A 17,340-nucleotide genomic window follows, 5' to 3' on the forward strand; every position below is an offset into this window, starting at 1 on the left:
ATGAGGCTTAAGGCGAGCGAGTGGTCAGGGAAAAAGAGTAAGGGCGCCACCGAAGCGGCGCCCTGGAACGGGCAACACGGCTGCTAGAAGGCTCCGCCGCCGCCGCCGCCGAACCCACCCCCGCTGAAACCTCCTCCGGAGCTGAAGCCGCCGCCGCCAAATCCGGAGCCGCTGCTGCTGGATCGAGGAGCGGAGACGAAGACGTTCTGCGCCTCCGACGTCAGGCGACTCATGTTGTGGGTGAACATCATGGAGTTGAAGTTCATTCCCGAGTAGCCACCGTATGGCTGATACCAGGTCGGCGGATTCTGCATGATGCCGGCGAAGGCCTGCGCCCATCGCTGTTCCACGCCGAGCGCCATGGCGAAGGGCAGGAACTTCTCAAAGGTGTCCGGTGGCATACGCTGTAAACGGTCCTTGTCCACGCGGTTCATAAACTCCTGCAGACCCAAAATGTGAACTCGGGTCCGTCCGCCCAGGATCGTTTTAGCACTCATGTTCCGCCCGAAGATAAGGACAAAAATAAGGGCGAGAATACCCCCGCCGATAGTCACCGTGGGTGAATCAAACAGCGAAATCGCACCCAGGAACTGCAATGCGGCAAACGGTGCCGCGATCAGGATCACGGCGAAAATCGTAAGCGCATGCGCGGAGTCCGGATCAACCAGGTACATACCTTTGGCTTTCAGCTGTGCCTTGATGTCCTGCCGCATCACCGGGAGAGCGGTGTAAAACCGATTCTTGAGACTTGAAAGGGTGGTCTGCGAACCGCCTCCGAACAAATTCGTCAACATAACCTGCTCGTGCGAACTGAGCTTCGAGAATTCCGAAGATGGCTTGAGCAGGTCGAACTCGTAGTCCTTTGAGTCGAAGAAGAAGCCCTCCTGTTTGGTCTCGCGAATGCGGACGTATCCCTTAACAGCGAGATCGACCAAGGTCGAGGTGATGTCCCGCGGGTCGGTGCGATCATCCACAAGGGTGCCGACCTCCGCGGGCGTAAGTCCCTTGGGAGGCTCATACATGGGCGCCACCGAAAGGCCTGGATCTGGATCCCGGCCTTTGTAGTACCAGAACAGAAACATCACAACGAAGGCCCAGATGGGGATGAAGATTCCGGGATTCCCTCGAATGAACCAGTTGGCGCGCGTGAGCGCTCCCGGTTGTTCGACCGCGCCCTTCGGCATGTAGATGTCGATGGTCAGTCCGCCACGCATGGGCAGCGGATTGGTGATCTCGAAGCGGACCTGCGCGCCTTCCACGGTGGCTTCGGCTTCCTGATCATGTGAGCCGTAGACGCCGGTGAAAGCCTGGGCACGAAGTCCTGACGCAGCCGTTTGCGGAAACTGCACGAAAGCAGTCGCATGGTCGATGGGAACAGGCCAGTCGTTTCCAGTTACGTTCCAGTAGAACTCGTTGTGATCGTCGAAGAAACGAGTGGCGTTTGGCGCTGAATAGGAAATGACGATGGTTTTCGAAGTGTCTTGAGCACCGGGAATGTAGACCTTCAGCTTACGGTAGGCTCCCTCTCGCTTCGATTCGTATTTTAGCGAGCGGCCCTGATCGTCGGTGACGCTGGCCACCTTCAGAAAGAGCGAGTAATTTGTTCCCCGCGGACCTGGATATTCCACGGGGATGGTGCGATAGATACCCTGGAAAGATCCGATGAAAACAAACGTGATCCGCTCGATTACAAAGACGCCGCCTGTCTTGTCGACTGAGTAGGTGGCGGCAAAATCGGAGATACGCCAGTCGCGGGCGTAGGCCGGTATTGCCAAAAGAACGACACAAAGAAAAAAGAGCCCACGAAGGCTCTTTAGAGATGTTCTGTTCATGATAAGGTCGCCCAATTCCGTTTCGAAGTTTGCGGCAAAGCCGTCATGACTTGCTAGAACTTCACCTGCGGGACCTCTCGCTCCTGAGGCGAGGAGAGTTCAAAGAACTGCTTCGCCTGGAACCCCAACGCACCAGCAATCATATTTGCCGGGAAGCTCTGGATCTTGGTGTTGTAGTCCCGCACCACGGCATTGTAGTAACGGCGTGCGTTCTGGATTGCGTCTTCCACTTCCTGCAGGGATTGTGTGAGCGACGTGAACTGCTCACTGGCGCGCAGTTGCGGATAAGCTTCGGCGACGGCAAACAACTGGCGTAGCGCGCCGGTGAGCTGATTCTCAGCTTGCGCCACTTCCGCGGGAGTGGTGGCGGACATCGCGGCGGAACGCCACTTCGCGATATTTTCGAATGTCCCCTTCTCGTGTGCGGCGTAGCCTTTCACGGTTTCCACTATGTTCGGGATGAGGTCGCGACGGCGCTTCAGTTGAACATCGATATCGGACCAGGCGGAGTCTGCGCGGACCCGCAGTTGGACCAGGCTGTTGTAGAGCCCGATGATGAAGAAGATGATGAGGGCGATGACTACAAGAATGATGATCAGGGTCAATGCCGCCTCCAAGCGTCAGTGTCGGAGGAATTGTCGCATAAAGAGGGGATAGCTCGGCAGTAATACGGAAGAGCCCGGCGGCTGGAAAACAAAAAGGACGGCTTGCGCCGCCCTTTCTATTTCTGGCTTAACGACTCAGATTAGAGAACCTGAACGCTCTCGGCCTGGAGACCCTTGGGGCCTTTCACGACGTTGAACTGGACCGTCTGGCCTTCTTGAAGGCTGCGGAATCCGTTCGACTGAATCGCGGAAAAATGCACGAATACATCTTCGCCGCTCTGACGGGTGATAAAACCAAAGCCCTTTGCATCGTTAAACCACTTTACTGTTCCTTGTTCCACTTTGTTGTTCCTCGAATTTCTAATTTGAAGCTGAATGAATCGGCGTATCTCGGGCAGGTATGCGTCAGGCGGTTACCTAGGCAGGACGTGCTCAATGAAACGAGTTCAAACTGCTACCAGCATTATACACGAGGAGGGCGGGACGGACCCGCCCGGGGTTATTCGTCGCGCAAAGTGCGTACTGGCTCCACCTGGGCGGCTCGGTACGCTGGAACGGCGGTCGCCAGTAGGGCAACGGTGACCAGGAGCACGGATACACCCGCAAAGGTCAGCGAATCCCGCGAACTGACGCCGTAGATCACGCTGGCCAGCACACGTCCCAGAGCCAGGGCCCCTGCGAATCCGAGCACCACACCGATAATGGTCGGCTTCAGGCCGTCCATCACAATCATCCGGACTACGTCACGGACCTGGGCTCCGAGCGCCATCCGGATGCCGATCTCTCGGACACGGCGGCGAACCGCGTAAGAGAGGACACTGTAGATCCCTACCGCGGCAAGTACCATAGCCAATCCGGCGAACGCTACCAGCAGGATCATGGTGAATCTGCGATGCGCTAGCGACTCCGAAACAACTTCTTCCATGGTTTGAGTGCCCACCAGGGTTTGGGTTGGATCCAGGGCGTGCACGGCGTTCGCCACTGCCGTTGTCAAGGCGCCGGGTTGGTTCACAGTACGGACCACCAGCGTCATGTATCCGGTTGACACCTGTAGAGAGGGCAGGTACACCGCTGCATTGGACCGATCGCTGTCCAGCCCTACCATATTCACATCTCCCACGATGCCGATGATTTCCCGTGGGGTAACGGGTAGCTCGAGGTATTTGTCGGTTAAGTCGAGGCTGATGTGCTTTCCGATGGGATCTTCGTTCGGAAAGAACTCCCGTGCGAGTGACTGGCTGATCAAGATCACGGGCGGTGTACCGCTTGTATCGCTATCAGAGAAATCGCGGCCTCGCAGCAACGGAACCTTCATAGTGTTGAGATAACCGGGGCTGATATTGCGAACGTGCACTTCCGGTTGATCGGCCATCTGTAGCACGGGACGACCTTCAATCAGGATCGGTTGATTCGATCCGCCCTGGAGGGGAAGCGAATCGATGTATGCAACCGACTCGACTCCCGGAAGTGCACGAATCTTGTCACGCAGCTGGGTATAGAAGCCACGGCGTTTCTCAGCTGTGTCGTACTTCGCCTCCGGCAAAGGGATGAAGGTAGTGAATACGTTCTTCGGATCCACTCCGGGGCTCGTGTTTTGCAGGTGGAAGAACGTTCGCACCATCAGGCCCGCGCCAACCAGGAGCATCAGCGACAGCGCCACCTCGGAGACAACGAGGACGCTCCGCGTCCGTGTCCCTCCGGAGTCCGCATCGGTTCGGCCAAGGCCTTGCTTCAATGCGTCGTTTACATCGCCCTTCGCGAAGCGGGATGCAGGAATGATGCCGGAGAGGAGTCCGGTAAGGATTGCTATGGCGAAGGTGAAAAGCAATACGGGCGCATCCAGTTGGATAGCGCCTGTCCTTGGCAGTGAGTCTGACAAGAAATTGGTAATCACTTGGACGCCCAAATGTGCGAAGAACAGTCCAAGCACTCCGCCGGCAAGCGATAACAGCACAGTCTCCAACACTACCTGCCGAATCAGGTCGCTACGAGATGCTCCCAACGCCGCGCGGATCGCGAGTTCCTTTCGGCGTGACAGCGTCATCGCGAGCACAAGGTTCGCAACATTGGCGCAGGCTATCAACAGCACAAACGCCACCGCACCCAACAGCACCAGCAATGCCGGTCTGACGTCACCTACCAGTTCTTCTCGCAGAGGAACAATCAGCGAGCCCCACCCGGCGTTGTCGGCGGGATACTCACTTTCCAGTCGCGAGGCAATGGTAGAAAGTTCCGCCTGTGCCTGGTCCAGCGTCACGGCCGACTTAAGGCGTCCAATCGCTAAGTAATTGTGATTGCCGCGGACCGCCGCTTCCTTCGGCGTGAACTGCAGACAGGTCCAGATTTTCGTTGTTGGCGTATAGGTAGGGAAGGTGAACTTCTCCGGCATGACGCCGACGACCGTAAACGGTTCGCCATCGAGAACGAGGTTCCTCCCAACGATGTTCTTGTCCGCACCGAAATTGATTTTCCAGAACGATTCAGACAAGATTACCGTCTTAGGCGAACTGGTACTGCCGTCCTCGGGGGTAAATGTCCGGCCCAGCAACGGTGTGGCTTTCAGCACCGAGAAGAATGCGGGAGACACTCGGGTTCCGGTAATCGACTGCGGATCGCCTGAGCCGGTCAACGTTGCGGTACCGTTCCCCATCAGCGACATACTTTCGAAACTGGTACTCTCCTTCTGCCAGTCGAGAAAGTTAGCGGGCGACAACGCGAACTTCTTTAGTCCTGGAAAACTTCTTGCCGGAGGCACGTGCCAGACCTGCACAATGCGATCCGGCTCTGGAAATGGAAGTGGCCGCAGGAGAACCGCGTCTACCACGCTGAAAATGGCAGTATTTGCGCCGATGCCGAGGGCAAGTACAACCACTATGATTGCGCTGAAGGCCGGTCGTTTCAGCAAGGTGCGGAGAGCATATTTAACTTCCTGGGGAATTCGCCACATAGGAACACCTGCTCATGTCATTGCATTGGACGTTCCATTTAAAGGCGCGTAAGCGGTTGAAAATACGGGGCGTATTGTTGGGAAATGTCCGAATCCGAGAGGGATCGTCCGGAAACGAACACGAAAAAGAGCGCGGGAGACGCCCGCGCTCTGGTGATTTCGGAACCCCAGTTTTACTTTACTTCCACGCCTTCCGGGGCCACGTTCTTCCGCGGCCGGCGGTTCGACTGAAGGATCTTCTTGCGCAGGCGCAGGGATTTCGGCGTAACTTCCACGAACTCGTCGTCGGCAATAAATTCGATCGCCTGCTCCAGGTTGAGCGGACGGAACGGGACCAGTCGAATGGCTTCGTCGGCAGTGGACGACCGCATGTTCGTGAGCTTCTTCTCTTTCACGGCGTTCACGTCGAGGTCGTTATCGCGCGAATTCTCGCCGATAATCATGCCTTCGTACACGTCCACGCCAGGGCCGATAAAGAGTTCCCCGCGTTCCTGGAGGTTATAAAGAGCATATGCCGTGGTGGTGCCCGGACGGTCCGCAACAAGCGCTCCGGTGAGGCGATGGGGAATTTCGCCCTGCCACTCCGTGTAGCCATCGAAGAGCGAGTTCATGACGATGGTTCCACGGGTGTCGGTTAGCATCTCGCTGCGAAGGCCGATCAGGCCGCGGCTCGGTACGCGGAACTCCATGCGGACGCGGCCATAGCCGTGGTTATGCATTTTCTGCATTTCGGCTTTGCGCATGCCGAGCTTCTCGATGACAACTCCCACGAATTCTTCGGGGATGTCGATGGTCAGGTGCTCGACAGGCTCCATCAACTTGCCATCGATCCTCTTGGTAACGATTTCGGGTTTCGACACAGCGAGTTCATAGCCTTCCCGCCGCATCATCTCAATCAGGATGGAGAGTTGGAGTTCGCCGCGGCCCAGCACCTTAAAGGTGTCAGGAGACGACCCTTCTTCCACGCGCAGCGAGACGTTGGTGAGCAATTCCTTGTCAAGCCGTTCGCGCAGATTTCGTGACGTGACGTACTGCCCTTCCCTGCCGGCGAAAGGCGAAGTGTTCACCGAGAACTGCATCGCGATTGTTGGTTCGTCGATGCTGATATGCGGCAGGGGCGCGGGATTTTCGACGTTGGTGATCGTTTCACCGATCGTAATCCCCGCGACACCGGCGACGGCGACGATATCCCCCAACTCGGTTTCGCTCACATCGACCCGCTTGAGCCCGTTGAAAGAAAACAGCTTAGTGATCTTTGTATTCTGAAATGAGCCATCGACTTTGGCGATGGAGACTTCTTCGCCCGCCTTCATGGTCCCGTTGAAAACGCGTGCGATCGCCAGACGGCCAAGGTAATCCGAGTAGTCCAGATTCGCGACCAGGATTTGCAGCGGACCATCGATTGTGCCCTGGGGCTCCGGAATAGTTTTTACGATCGCCTCAAACAAGGGCTGCAGATCTTCGCCGGGCTTGGCGAGATCCGTCGTTGCGGTTCCGAGTTTTCCGTTCGTATAGAGGACCGGGAAGTCGAGTTGGTCTTCCGCAGCGTCAAGATCAATGAAAAGGTCGTAGACTTCGTTCAGTACTTCCTGCGCGCGAGCATCCGGGCGGTCGATTTTGTTGATCACAAGGATGGGCGGCAGCTTGGCTTCCAACGCCTTGCTGAGCACGTAACGCGTCTGCGGCAGCGGACCTTCACTGGCGTCCACCAGCAACATCACGCCATCCACCATCTTGAGCGCGCGCTCCACTTCCCCGCCGAAATCGGAGTGGCCGGGCGTGTCCACGATGTTGATCTTGTAATCGTGGTAGAAGACGGCGGTGTTCTTGGCCAGAATGGTGATGCCTCGTTCGCGTTCGAGATCGTTCGAGTCCATGACGCGCTCGACAACGGCCTCGTTGGCGCGGAAAATCCCGCTCTGGCGAAGCATAGCGTCGACCAGCGTTGTCTTGCCGTGGTCAACGTGGGCAATGATGGCGATGTTGCGAATTCCCTTACTCAATCCAATTCCTTTTTATAGCTGGTGCGTTTGCACGCATAAACCTTATGAATGGTTGGGGTTTGCGCCTTGCAGACGGTACAGCGGTTGAAGTAACCAACAGGGGTACGTGGTTTCTAGTTTATCAGGGGCTCGGGTTCGGACGCTGATATCTCTCGTCGGATCATTAGTCAGTCAGCAGAACTCCAGCACAAAGGTGAGAGGCACCGGGCAGTTTGCACGCACTTCTATGCGGAGTTTTAGCTGACTTCGAACGCCCATTAACTCCTAAGCAGTTTTGCCTAGCTCCGTAAGGTATGTAACCGAATTCATTGCGCCGGTATTAAGCAGAGAATGTTCGGGCGCCAGTTCGTCCAGACGTCGGTCTGGAGGACGAATGTACCGGTTTCATCTGGCAGTCCTGTTGACGGCAGCGCTCTGCTTGAGCGGCTGTGGCAGTGCCGCGCAAAGTGGCTCCTCGGTTACCAGCCCTGTCCAATCGGGCCAAAACGGCGGCGTGAGTACCGCTCCCGTCAAGGTAGTTTCAGACATTCATAAGATGACAAACTGGAGTTCCTGTAGCGGAGACTGTTCCGGAGAGCCGGGCACAGACGCAACCTACTCGATGACGCAGAGCATTTCGTCTCCTTCGCTTACCGGATCGGCAATCGAGTTCCACATCAGCAGCGGAACTGCCTGGAATACGGCACTCTGGTGGAAGCAGGTCGGCGGGAACGACGCCATCACGCGCTATCTTTATGAACTTTCGTTCTACGTCGCCGACCCCGGCGCAGGCCAGGCACTGGAATTCGCGGTAAACCAGAATGCCTCAGGATGGCGCTACGAGTACGCCACCCAGTGTGACTACCGAGGCTCCGGCACTTGGCGCGTCTGGGACCACAACTCTCAACGCTGGTACACCTCAGGCAAGCAGTGCCCCGAACCGGTCGCGAATCAATGGAACCGCATGGCGTGGGAACTCGAACGAACTTCCGACAACAAAGTCCGGTTCATCGCCGTGACACTCAACGGCCAACGTTCGGAGGTGAATATGAGCTTCGACGCAATTCCGGCATCGGGAAGCGGTATCGACGTGGCGTTTCAGATGGACTCAATCAGCACCCCACGTCCATGGAGCGTTTGGGTTGACGACATCAAGCTCAGCCAGTGGTAATGCCTAGAGCATGCCGCCTGACTTGATCGTCAGGTTCTCGAGCGCCATCTCCAGTTTGACGATCGCTTCTTCCAGCTTCGGATGGCGATCGAGTTCAGTCCGAATACTCTCAAGCAGTTGGCGCACGTCGGTGAGATTCTTAATGACTTGCTGATCTGAATCTGGAGTCGCCATAAGAGCCTCCACTAGCAACTTTACCTTACCGCGCCGGGAAGGACCCGTCTGTGATTCGTTCCTCCTTGAAAAGTGACCCGGCACGGATGACACGCAGGAGTTTTGGTGGGAGAATTCTACCGCTCAGGGGGCGCCTATGCCGGTTTACGACTACTTCTGCGAAGCCTGCAAAAAGGAATTTGAATTGACACTAACCCTGCACGAGCACGACGACGAAAGGATCAAGTGTCCGAAATGCGGTAGCAAGAAAGTCCACCAGATCGCCGCCGCATTCACCGCAGTGACGTCAAAGAAGAGCTAGATGTAGCGGAAAGCACTCATCGGCCGCTCGAGAGGCGATATATCTTCGGTTGACTTGTTTGATGGTGCCGGGAGGGGGAGTCGAACCCCCAAGGTACCAAGTACCGGCGGATTTTGAGTCCGCTGCGTCTGCCAGTTCCGCCATCCCGGCTTAGGGTAGGCACAGACAGTATAGCAGGGGATTTCCTGCTACTTCTGCGACTTCAGCTTCCAGGCCACCTTCCGCAGCATCCCCAGTAGTGTCTCCGCGTCCGCCGGAGCGAGTTTCATCCGCCGCACCATTCGCCGCAGTTTCTCCTTCGTAACCGCTGCCGTCTTCGGCTTTATGTAGCCGCTGGCATCAAGTGCTTCTAGCAATACCTGGGTGAGCCGCTCCAATTCGGCGGCCGTCGCGCGGGGCGTCAATGCCGTCTCAACACGGATCTTCGGATCGCGAGCTAGTTCGTAGAGGCAGACCGCCACCGCCTGGCCGAGATTCATCGAAGGATGCGCCTCCCGGGTGGGGATCTGTAGAAGCCAGTGGCAATGCGCAAGGTCGTCATTCGAGAGACCCCGTTTCTCCGAACCGAAAAGTAACGCGACGTTGCCGGACACCAGCTGCTTGCGAATCAGTCCGCCTCCGAAAGGAAGGGTGCGGATGGGATGATCGAGTTCGCGGTTTGTGCCGGCTGTGGTGCCGACGACGAGATGGCAATCGGCAACTGCATCAGCAACCGACGCAAAACTTTTGGCGGAAGCAAGCAGTTCGGCTGCGCCCACGGCGGACCGTGCTTCTCGAAACGCAACATCATACGGATTCACGACCCGCAGCCGGGTAAATCCGAAATTGCTCATCGCCCTCGCGGCCGCACCGATGTTCAGTGGGTTCCGAGTTGAAACCAGCACCACGATGAGTTCGCCGCTCACGGGCACGTTATTCAAGGACCTCCAGCGCATTCGCGGTTCGAGCCTGCGATTCCCCACTCCGCAGCAGGACATTCCTCACGCTAACGGGTCCAGCAATTTCGTAAACGAGAATTGCGCCCAAGACGATCGTACTCAGTTCCGCACCAAGATTCGGGAAGCGTTTGGTGAGCGACAAGACTAAGCCAATCGCAAGTCCAGCATGCGCCATCAAGCCGAAGCCCATACGTCCACGGAACTCATCCGGCAGTTGTGCGAGACGAGCGCCGGCATAGCCGCCGCCAATTTTTCCAATGGCTCGTCCAAGTATGTATGCGAGACCCACAACGCCTAGTGACTTCAGCAGCCCGAGTTGCAGATGAGCTCCGGCGATGACGAAGAACACTGCATAGAAAGGCGGATCGGTGCGCGACTGCACCCGCGCGAGACGTCCGGTATTCGCCGAGAAGTTGGCCGTTGTAGCGCCTAACGTCAGGCTTACGACCAGTGTCGAGAGATCGAGTACCAGCGAAACACCTGCGCACAACAACACACATCCGATGAGCAGGATGAGCGTCTCGCCGTGCTCCACCACCTTTGTGCACCATGCCGCAAGCAGCAGGCCAACAAGATATCCAAGCGCGATTGAGCCCAGCAGTTGCCAGAGAATGGTGTAGAGAATCTGATAAACGTTGATGCCGGAACTTCCGAAGCTGCCCGTCAATTGAAGAACCGCGGTAACCAGCAGGAACGAACCGAGGCAAAAAAGGTTATTGATGGCGATGACGCCGGTAAGCGCCTGTGTGAAAGGGCCCTGGGCGTTGTACTCGCGGATTACCATCAATGTGGAAGCGGCGCCGGTTTCCATGGCAACGACTCCGAGCAAGACCGCGATCCGCCACGGTTCACCCGCCGCGAGGGTCGCCAGTGTAACCAGAATTGCTGTCGAGAAGCACTCGAGTGCCGTGATCCGCACGACGGACCTTCCGATGCTCCGGAAGTGCCCGAACTCGAAGATGGACCCGATTGAGAAGAGGATAAGCGCAAGAGCAATCTCGCTGAACACGCTCAGCGACGTCAGATTCTGCTCGTTGATCCAGCCCAGCACAGATGGTCCGACGATGATGCCGGCAAGGATGTAACCGGTGACTTCCGGAATACGCAGGAATTTGACCAGATGCCCCGCGAGCAGTGACAGCAACAGGATGAGCGCGACAGAAGCAAGTTCGTTCATGGCGTCACCCATATCAGTACTCTGCGGCCTGGGCGTTGCACGAGCACGGTTGAAGGTTCAGGCACGCGAAAATCACCCAGGGCGCGCTCTACGGAGGCGATCGATGCCTTCATTCCATCGATTTCAAGAATGCGATCGGACGGCCGAATGTCAGCGCGATCGGCACTGCTCCCGCGCAACACCCGCTTGAGCGCCACGCCCGCGTCATCGTTTGGCACGACGCCTATCAAACCCTCGGAGGACACTCTGCCCACATGAATCGGAGAGAGGTGAATGGTGATGCGTCTTTGTCCGCGACGAATTCGAAGGTCGTGGCCTGATGGAGCGGCGCGTCCGAGGATAGCGGCTGCTTCCTGCGGCAGCGAGACCTGCTGGTTGTCTACGGAAAGGATCTCGTCACCAGGCCTCAGATCGGCATCTTCGGCGGGCCAGTTGTCCCACGTCTCCTGAACTACCACACTGGGAGACGCCGAACCACCGGCGGACTGCGATCTGAAACGAACCCCGTACATGGAAAGTGCGGTACCGGTCGGCGAGTTCCCTCCGGAAATGGCCCGTTGAATTTCAGAAACGGGAATCACCGCAGGCCCGTCGTCGCAAGGCACTACCACGCCGTGCAGGTCGCCCTCGAGATCTATCAATGCGCCGCCGAGATGCGAGTTGTTCAAGGGGATCGTTGTCAACATGCGGTTCTGAATGAACGGGCCGCAATCCCCTTTCCCAAAGCCGTTATAGATGCCTGGACTAACGATGGATTCCTGAGCGGAATTCTCAGCGACGACTAGCACCCACGTAGCGAGTTGCGGTGGAGCGGTTGCCAACCTGGATTCGACAAGATCCGTGCCGGGGTTCGCGGACGACCTGAAGAAGGGCAGGCCGGGAATCCAACTGCCGGGCGAAAAGGCGGGGGCTGCAGCGCCGATTCCGATGGCACCCTCGCGGGGCAAGGCATCCAGCCTTTTGGGAACAATGAGGCCGAGTTTGGGGATTATGACCCCGGAAACGCCCCACGGTTGAATTAGAGCAACACGCGAAGAAGCCTGCTCGCCGACGCTTGCGAAGGTGTTGGAAAGATTTCGCAGGCTATTGCGGCGGACCAGTTGCTGAAGGCCTTCCAGTTCGGCGCGAGTAACAGTACGTTCTTCGCCGTTTTTGTGGTGCGAGCCGAAGTAGGGCCGGAGCAAGATTCCGGTCGTGAGTATGAGAACTGCGATGACTGCCAGAATCGCCGCGTAGCGATTGCGGTCAGAAAGAAACATTCCATCTCCGGTTCGTGAATCCGTTGTCTTACACGCGTTAGCGGAAACCTGTCACGAGGACTACATCACTCTTCTGAGAACCGCGAGAAATCACCAGGTCTTTGCCATCGGGGGTCCAGTCGAAAGAAAAGGAATCGCCTGATGGGAAGTTAGTCACCTTGTATGCAGGCTTGCCGTTGATTGGCTGAGCCCAAACGTTTCGGGCGCCGTCTTTGGCTAGAAGATACGCGACCGCGTCACCATTGGGAGTAAACCGCACGAGGTCCGCACCCAATGGAACCGGGAAGTCCGTTACCTGCTTGTTGTCGGAAACGCGAAGGACCAGGCAGCGGACTTGGAAATCCGCGCCCGTGTAGATGAACCCAAGATACCGGCCATCATTGGAGAAGAAGACGAAACCATTCATCCCTGGTTTGCCGGGGACGTCGTACTGGGTGATGGGGCCACCTTCGACGGACATGGTCTGCAACTTGCGAGAATCGCTGAAGATGATGTTCTTCCCGTCGGGAGTGCAGGAGAGGTTGTTGGCAGATCCCAAATCCGTCAGCCTGGTCAGGTTCGAGCCGTCGAGATTGATACGCCAGATGTTCAGGCTTTCTTTCAACCCAACCAGCACGACGTAATTTCCGCAGCGAGTGCCGCTCTGAATACGCTCCAGGCCGCTAACAAGGTTCTTTGGATTCGTTCCGTCAAGATCGAGTTGAACCAGTTCGGTGCGACGGTTCAATGCGTAGATGTGGTCGCCGGAGATGCGGATTCCGAAGCCGAGCGATTCACCAGACGTGATCTGGCGGGCGCGATTGGTATCTCCATTGGGCAAGCGGAACAGGTTGCTCTCGACACTGGTTTGGACGGCCACCAGCCTGCTGTCGTCACTAGTTATATCGAGACAGCAGCCGGCATAGAAACTCAGGTCGTTGGTGAAGCGAGTGCGTTTGCCATCCGGATAGGAGATGAAGAATATCTGGTTATTCGCCTGCTTCCGATCATTGATGATGGACAGCAGGCCAGATCCATCTCCTAACCACACAACAGCGAGGATGGGGTCGGGCGAACTCAACAGCCGCTTGATTGAGCCGTCTTTAGGGTTCAGTAGCTCGAGGGCAAAGGCAATATCTTTGCCGAGGTACACCGTCCCGTAGGCGATTGATTTTCCGTCGGGCGACCAGTCCACGGTTTGTGGAGACTGGCCGGTAATGGACTTCAGCACCTGCGGGTTCGAGCCATCCTGGTTCGCGATGATGAAATCTGTGCCCCGTCCAGGGACGCCACGGGCAAACACGAACTGCGAGCCGTCAGGAGAAAAGGTCGGAAGCGAATCGACGTCCTTGGCGATCTGCTGGGGAGTGCCGCCAAGCACGGGCATGACATAAAGATACCGATAATTAGCTGTGCTCTTGTCTGACCGGACAAAGTAAATGTAGTTGCCGTCTCGCGAGAACGTAACCCCGACGAATACGACCGCTTCCGGCGCGAGCACCTGAATGTCCGTGCGCGTTGCGACCTGCCGGACCCACAGACTCTGCTGTTCGCCGTTGCGCAGCACGTAAACGATGTAGCGGCCGTCGGGAGAGACACCGGCCTGGACGGCCTTGCCCGAGTCGGTAAGCTTTTCGAATTGCATGTTCTGCACATTCAGTGCAGGACGTTTCTTGAACACCGTGTATCCAGCGATCACGGCGGCGATGACGAACAGCACAGCAACGAGTGCAATGATTCCCCATCCAGAACTCTTCGGCACCACCTTCGTTGCAGTGGTGACCTGGGTTGCGATCTGCACGCGTCCGGAACTGGTGTCGCGCTTCAGACGCTTGAGTTCGGCGCGCATTTCAGCGGCACTCTGGTAGCGAAGATCGCGGTCCTTCTCCAAGGCGGTACGAATAATCTCTTCCAGCTTGGGAGGAAGAGAGCCGTTGAGCTCTGAAGGAGAGACGGGATCGCGGTTCAGGATGCCATCGAAAATCACCGCCGAGGTATCGCCCTCGAAAGGGAGCTTCGCGGTGGCCATCTGGTACAGAACGGCACCGAAGGAAAACAGATCGCTGCGGGCGTCAAGGTCCTTACCTCTGGCCTGCTCGGGGGACATATAGGCGATGGTGCCGACGGCAGTTCCGGGACTGGTGAGGTGCGAATCTGTGGCACCAACGGTGGCGGCCGTGGTCTGCGCCACGGCTTTCTTCTCGGCCACGAGCTTGGCGAGTCCGAAATCGAGTAGTTTGGCCTGCCCACGCGTGGTCACAAAGATGTTAGCGGGTTTGATGTCGCGGTGGATGATACCGCGGGAATGGGCTGCATCGAGCCCATCGGCGATCTGGATGGCGAGGTCTAGCAGTTCCTGAGTATCGAAGGGGCGCCCGGCTTGATGACGATCCAGTGGCGCACCATCCAACAACTCCATGGCGATGAAGACGTGCCCATCGACCTCGGCAATCTCGTAAATCGTGCAGATGTTCGGGTGATTCAGGGCGGAAGCGGAACGCGCCTCCATACGGAAGCGCTCCACCGCTTGCGGAGATTTCGACACGTCGTCGGGCAGGAATTTCAGCGCAACATGCCGGCCGAGGTTGAGGTCTTCGGCCTCGTACACCACACCCATGCCGCCACTTCCCAGCTTGCCAAGGATCCGATAGTGCGAAATGGTCTGCCCGATCACCCGTATGCCTTACGTGCGATGTTATGTGGGCTGCTGGCGATGGTCAACCTCTGTCGCGGCCGGCGGCAGTAGTTACAGGTTAACGCGTTTCATGGCCATCTCCGGATAGCGAGGTCCAGCGACCCTGTCGGATGGGACAGCCGAAGCGATCCGTGCCAACTCCTGAGACGTGAGCTTGACGTTCACTGCCTGTGCGTTCTGCTCGAGATACTTCTGGCGCTTGGTTCCGGGGATGGGAATGATGTCGTCGCCCTGCGCCAGTAACCACGCCAAGGCCAGTTGCGCGGGCGTGCAACTTTTCTCCCTTGCGATTTGCTCGAGTTGCTCCTGTAAAGAGATGTTGCGGGTGAAGTTCTCGCCCTGAAAACGCGGGGCGTTGCGGCGATAGTCGTTCGTCGGCAGGTCTTCCTGATGCTTGATTGCCCCGGTGAGAAAGCCGCGTCCGAGCGGACTGTATGCGACGAAAGTGATACCAAGCTCACGGCAAGTGGGAAGAATCTCCGGTTCCGGATCACGGGTAAAAACGGAATACTCGGTCTGCAGTGCGGCGATGGGATGGATTTGATGTGCGCGTCGGATGGTGCTCGATGCCGCTTCGGAGAGTCCCAGATAACGAACTTTCCCTTGCTCGACCAGTTGTTTCATAGCCCCGACTGTATCTTCAATCGGAACATTGGGATCGACGCGGTGCTGATAGTAAAGATCGATAACGTCGAGGCCAAGTCTCTGGAGACTCTGATTGCAGGCTTCGATGACGTAGTCGGGACGGCCGCAGATGTCTACCCATCCGCCGTTGGCATCGCGAACGTTACCAAATTTCGTGGCAAGGAAGATCTCGTCACGACGAGCCTTAATAGCCTTCCCTACCAGTTGCTCGTTGTGGCCCATGCCGTAAGCATCGGCGGTATCAAGGAAGTTGATACCGAGATCGAGCGCGCGATGAATGGTAGCAATAGATTCTTCGTCGTTGCGCTGGCCGTAGAACTCCGACATGCCCATGCAGCCGAGGCCGATAGCGGAGACTTGCTCCTGCGTTCTGCCCAGGCGGCGGTATTCCATGGCGGTCTGATTGGTGCTGCGGCGGTCACGAGTCATGGGATTCTCCTATCCATGAATAGATGAATGCCACTGCGGTTGGTCGCCAACGCTCCCAAATGTTTTTCCGACTACTACTCGGTTGTGACGGCCTTTACCAGGTTGCGGGGGCGATCGACATCCACCCCGCGACGCACGGCAATGTGGTACGCCAGCAGTTGCAGCGGAACGATCTCTACGAGCGGAGACAGCAGTTCGGGCGCTTCGGGAACATAGATAACATCCTGAGCAACTTCCTCGACCTTGCGATCTCCTTCGGTAGCGATAACGATCACGCGACCGCCGGTCTCCGTGATTTCCTTGCAGTTCGCGAGAGTGCGTTCCGAGCGACGCACGGCCGCTGCATCATTCGGATCGCGAGTTGCGATGGCTACAACGGGCAACTTCTCGTCTATGAGCGCATAAGGGCCGTGTTTGATTTCACCCGCGGGATACCCTTCGGCGTGGATGTACGAAGTCTCTTTCATTTTCAGGGCACCGTCGAGCGCGATCGGGAAATGAACGCCACGAGCAATGAAGAGGAAATCCTCGCTCTTGTAGAACTTTTCCGCCAAGGCGCTGCACTCAGTGTCACGCGTAAGGGTGTGCGTAATCTTGTCGGGCATGGCAAGCAGTTCGGTGATCCAGTGGCGCGACTGCTCTGAAGTCAATGTCCCGCGAAGATCGCCCAGGTAAACACCAAGCAGGAAGAGGGCGACCAGTTGGGCGCTGAAGGCCTTGGTCGAGGCAATGCTGATCTCCGCGCCGGCATGCGTGTAAATCACAGCATCGGCTTCACGGGCGATGGTGGAATCCACTACGTTGGTAATGGCCAAGATCTTCGAGCCGCGCGATTTCGCAAGATGCATAGCGCCGCGAGTATCGGCAGTCTCGCCTGACTGGGTGATAACAATCGTCAACTCATCTGGGCCCGTAATCGGATTGCCATATTCGAATTCGCTGGCATGCTCAACGTAGACGGGAACACACGCAAGTTCCTGGATCATGTACCGCCCGGCAATACCGGCGTGGCGACTGGTGCCAGAGGCGGCAATTCTGATCTTGCGGATTTTGGAGAAGTCTTCCGCGTGCAGGTGAATTCCTTCGAGCGTTACGCGGCCGGTGGCCGAATCCACTCGTCCCAAGGCTGTGTCGCGTACAGCCCGAGGATTTTCGAAGATCTCCTTGATCATTATGTGGGGGAACGTATGAACCATGTCTGATTAT

At 57.2% G+C, this 17,340-nt stretch carries 14 protein-coding genes and 1 tRNA gene; 2 read left to right on the top strand and 13 right to left on the bottom strand.

Annotation, left to right across the window (positions count from 1 at the left end; genetic code table 11):
- Nucleotides 1–83 precede the first annotated feature (83 nt).
- The 5 genes from VN577_14470 to typA form a co-directional block, all read right to left on the bottom strand.
- Entirely contained in the window at nt 84–1,832 is a 1,749-nt protein-coding gene (locus VN577_14470) for a DUF2207 domain-containing protein (GenBank protein HWR16030.1), read from the bottom strand.
- Between the two features lie 53 nt (nt 1,833–1,885).
- Nucleotides 1,886–2,437, bottom strand: a complete 552-nt coding sequence (locus VN577_14475; protein ID HWR16031.1) for a LemA family protein — start codon at nt 2,435–2,437, stop codon at nt 1,886–1,888.
- Between the two features lie 140 nt (nt 2,438–2,577).
- Nucleotides 2,578–2,778: a cold-shock protein gene (locus tag VN577_14480; protein ID HWR16032.1), complete on the bottom strand. Its 201-nt coding sequence runs from the start codon at nt 2,776–2,778 to the stop codon at nt 2,578–2,580.
- Nucleotides 2,779–2,936: 158 nt separating this feature from the next.
- Entirely contained in the window at nt 2,937–5,384 is a 2,448-nt protein-coding gene (locus VN577_14485; protein HWR16033.1) for an ABC transporter permease, read from the bottom strand.
- Between the two features lie 173 nt (nt 5,385–5,557).
- The gene (gene typA / locus VN577_14490; protein HWR16034.1) at nt 5,558–7,387 is read right to left on the bottom strand and encodes a translational GTPase TypA; all 1,830 of its coding nucleotides are present in this window, start codon (nt 7,385–7,387) and stop codon (nt 5,558–5,560) included.
- A 373-nt stretch (nt 7,388–7,760) separates the two neighbouring features.
- On the opposite strand from typA, the gene VN577_14495 reads away from it, so the two are divergent.
- Nucleotides 7,761–8,537: a hypothetical protein gene (locus VN577_14495; protein ID HWR16035.1), complete on the top strand. Its 777-nt coding sequence runs from the start codon at nt 7,761–7,763 to the stop codon at nt 8,535–8,537.
- 3 nt (nt 8,538–8,540) lie between these two features.
- On the opposite strand, the gene VN577_14500 is transcribed toward VN577_14495, so the two are convergent.
- Nucleotides 8,541–8,711, bottom strand: a complete 171-nt coding sequence (locus VN577_14500) for a hypothetical protein (protein ID HWR16036.1) — start codon at nt 8,709–8,711, stop codon at nt 8,541–8,543.
- Between the two features lie 136 nt (nt 8,712–8,847).
- Between VN577_14500 and VN577_14505 the strand changes: the two genes are divergently transcribed.
- Nucleotides 8,848–9,012, top strand: a complete 165-nt coding sequence (locus VN577_14505; protein HWR16037.1) for a zinc ribbon domain-containing protein — start codon at nt 8,848–8,850, stop codon at nt 9,010–9,012.
- Between the two features lie 62 nt (nt 9,013–9,074).
- Here the strand turns inward: VN577_14505 and VN577_14510 are convergent.
- The 7 genes from VN577_14510 to VN577_14540 all read right to left on the bottom strand — a co-directional run bounded on the left by VN577_14510 (nt 9,075) and on the right by VN577_14540 (nt 17,330).
- Nucleotides 9,075–9,162 (bottom strand) — tRNA-Leu (locus VN577_14510).
- Between the two features lie 38 nt (nt 9,163–9,200).
- Nucleotides 9,201–9,923 carry an RNA methyltransferase gene (locus VN577_14515; GenBank protein HWR16038.1) on the bottom strand — a complete coding sequence of 241 codons (723 nt, stop codon included), beginning with the start codon at nt 9,921–9,923 and terminating at the stop codon, nt 9,201–9,203.
- Between the two features lies 1 nt (nt 9,924).
- Nucleotides 9,925–11,139 carry a cation:proton antiporter gene (locus VN577_14520; GenBank protein ID HWR16039.1) on the bottom strand — a complete coding sequence of 405 codons (1,215 nt, stop codon included), beginning with the start codon at nt 11,137–11,139 and terminating at the stop codon, nt 9,925–9,927.
- Nucleotides 11,124–12,386 carry a PDZ domain-containing protein gene (locus tag VN577_14525; GenBank protein ID HWR16040.1) on the bottom strand — a complete coding sequence of 421 codons (1,263 nt, stop codon included), beginning with the start codon at nt 12,384–12,386 and terminating at the stop codon, nt 11,124–11,126. Before VN577_14525 ends, VN577_14520 begins: the two co-directional genes overlap by 16 nt.
- Nucleotides 12,387–12,423: 37 nt before the next feature.
- A complete protein-coding gene (locus VN577_14530; GenBank protein ID HWR16041.1) occupies nt 12,424–15,039 on the bottom strand; it encodes a protein kinase in 2,616 nt (871 codons plus the stop codon).
- 72 nt (nt 15,040–15,111) lie between these two features.
- A complete protein-coding gene (locus tag VN577_14535; GenBank protein HWR16042.1) occupies nt 15,112–16,134 on the bottom strand; it encodes an aldo/keto reductase in 1,023 nt (340 codons plus the stop codon).
- A gap of 74 nt (nt 16,135–16,208) precedes the next feature.
- Nucleotides 16,209–17,330 (bottom strand): isomerizing glutamine--fructose-6-phosphate transaminase, encoded by a 1,122-nt coding sequence (locus VN577_14540; GenBank protein HWR16043.1) that lies wholly within the window; start codon nt 17,328–17,330, stop codon nt 16,209–16,211.
- Nucleotides 17,331–17,340: the final 10 nt, after the last annotated feature.

The sequence above is a fragment of the Terriglobales bacterium genome (assembly GCA_035561515.1).
Lineage (GTDB): Bacteria > Acidobacteriota > Terriglobia > Terriglobales > Acidobacteriaceae > DATMXP01.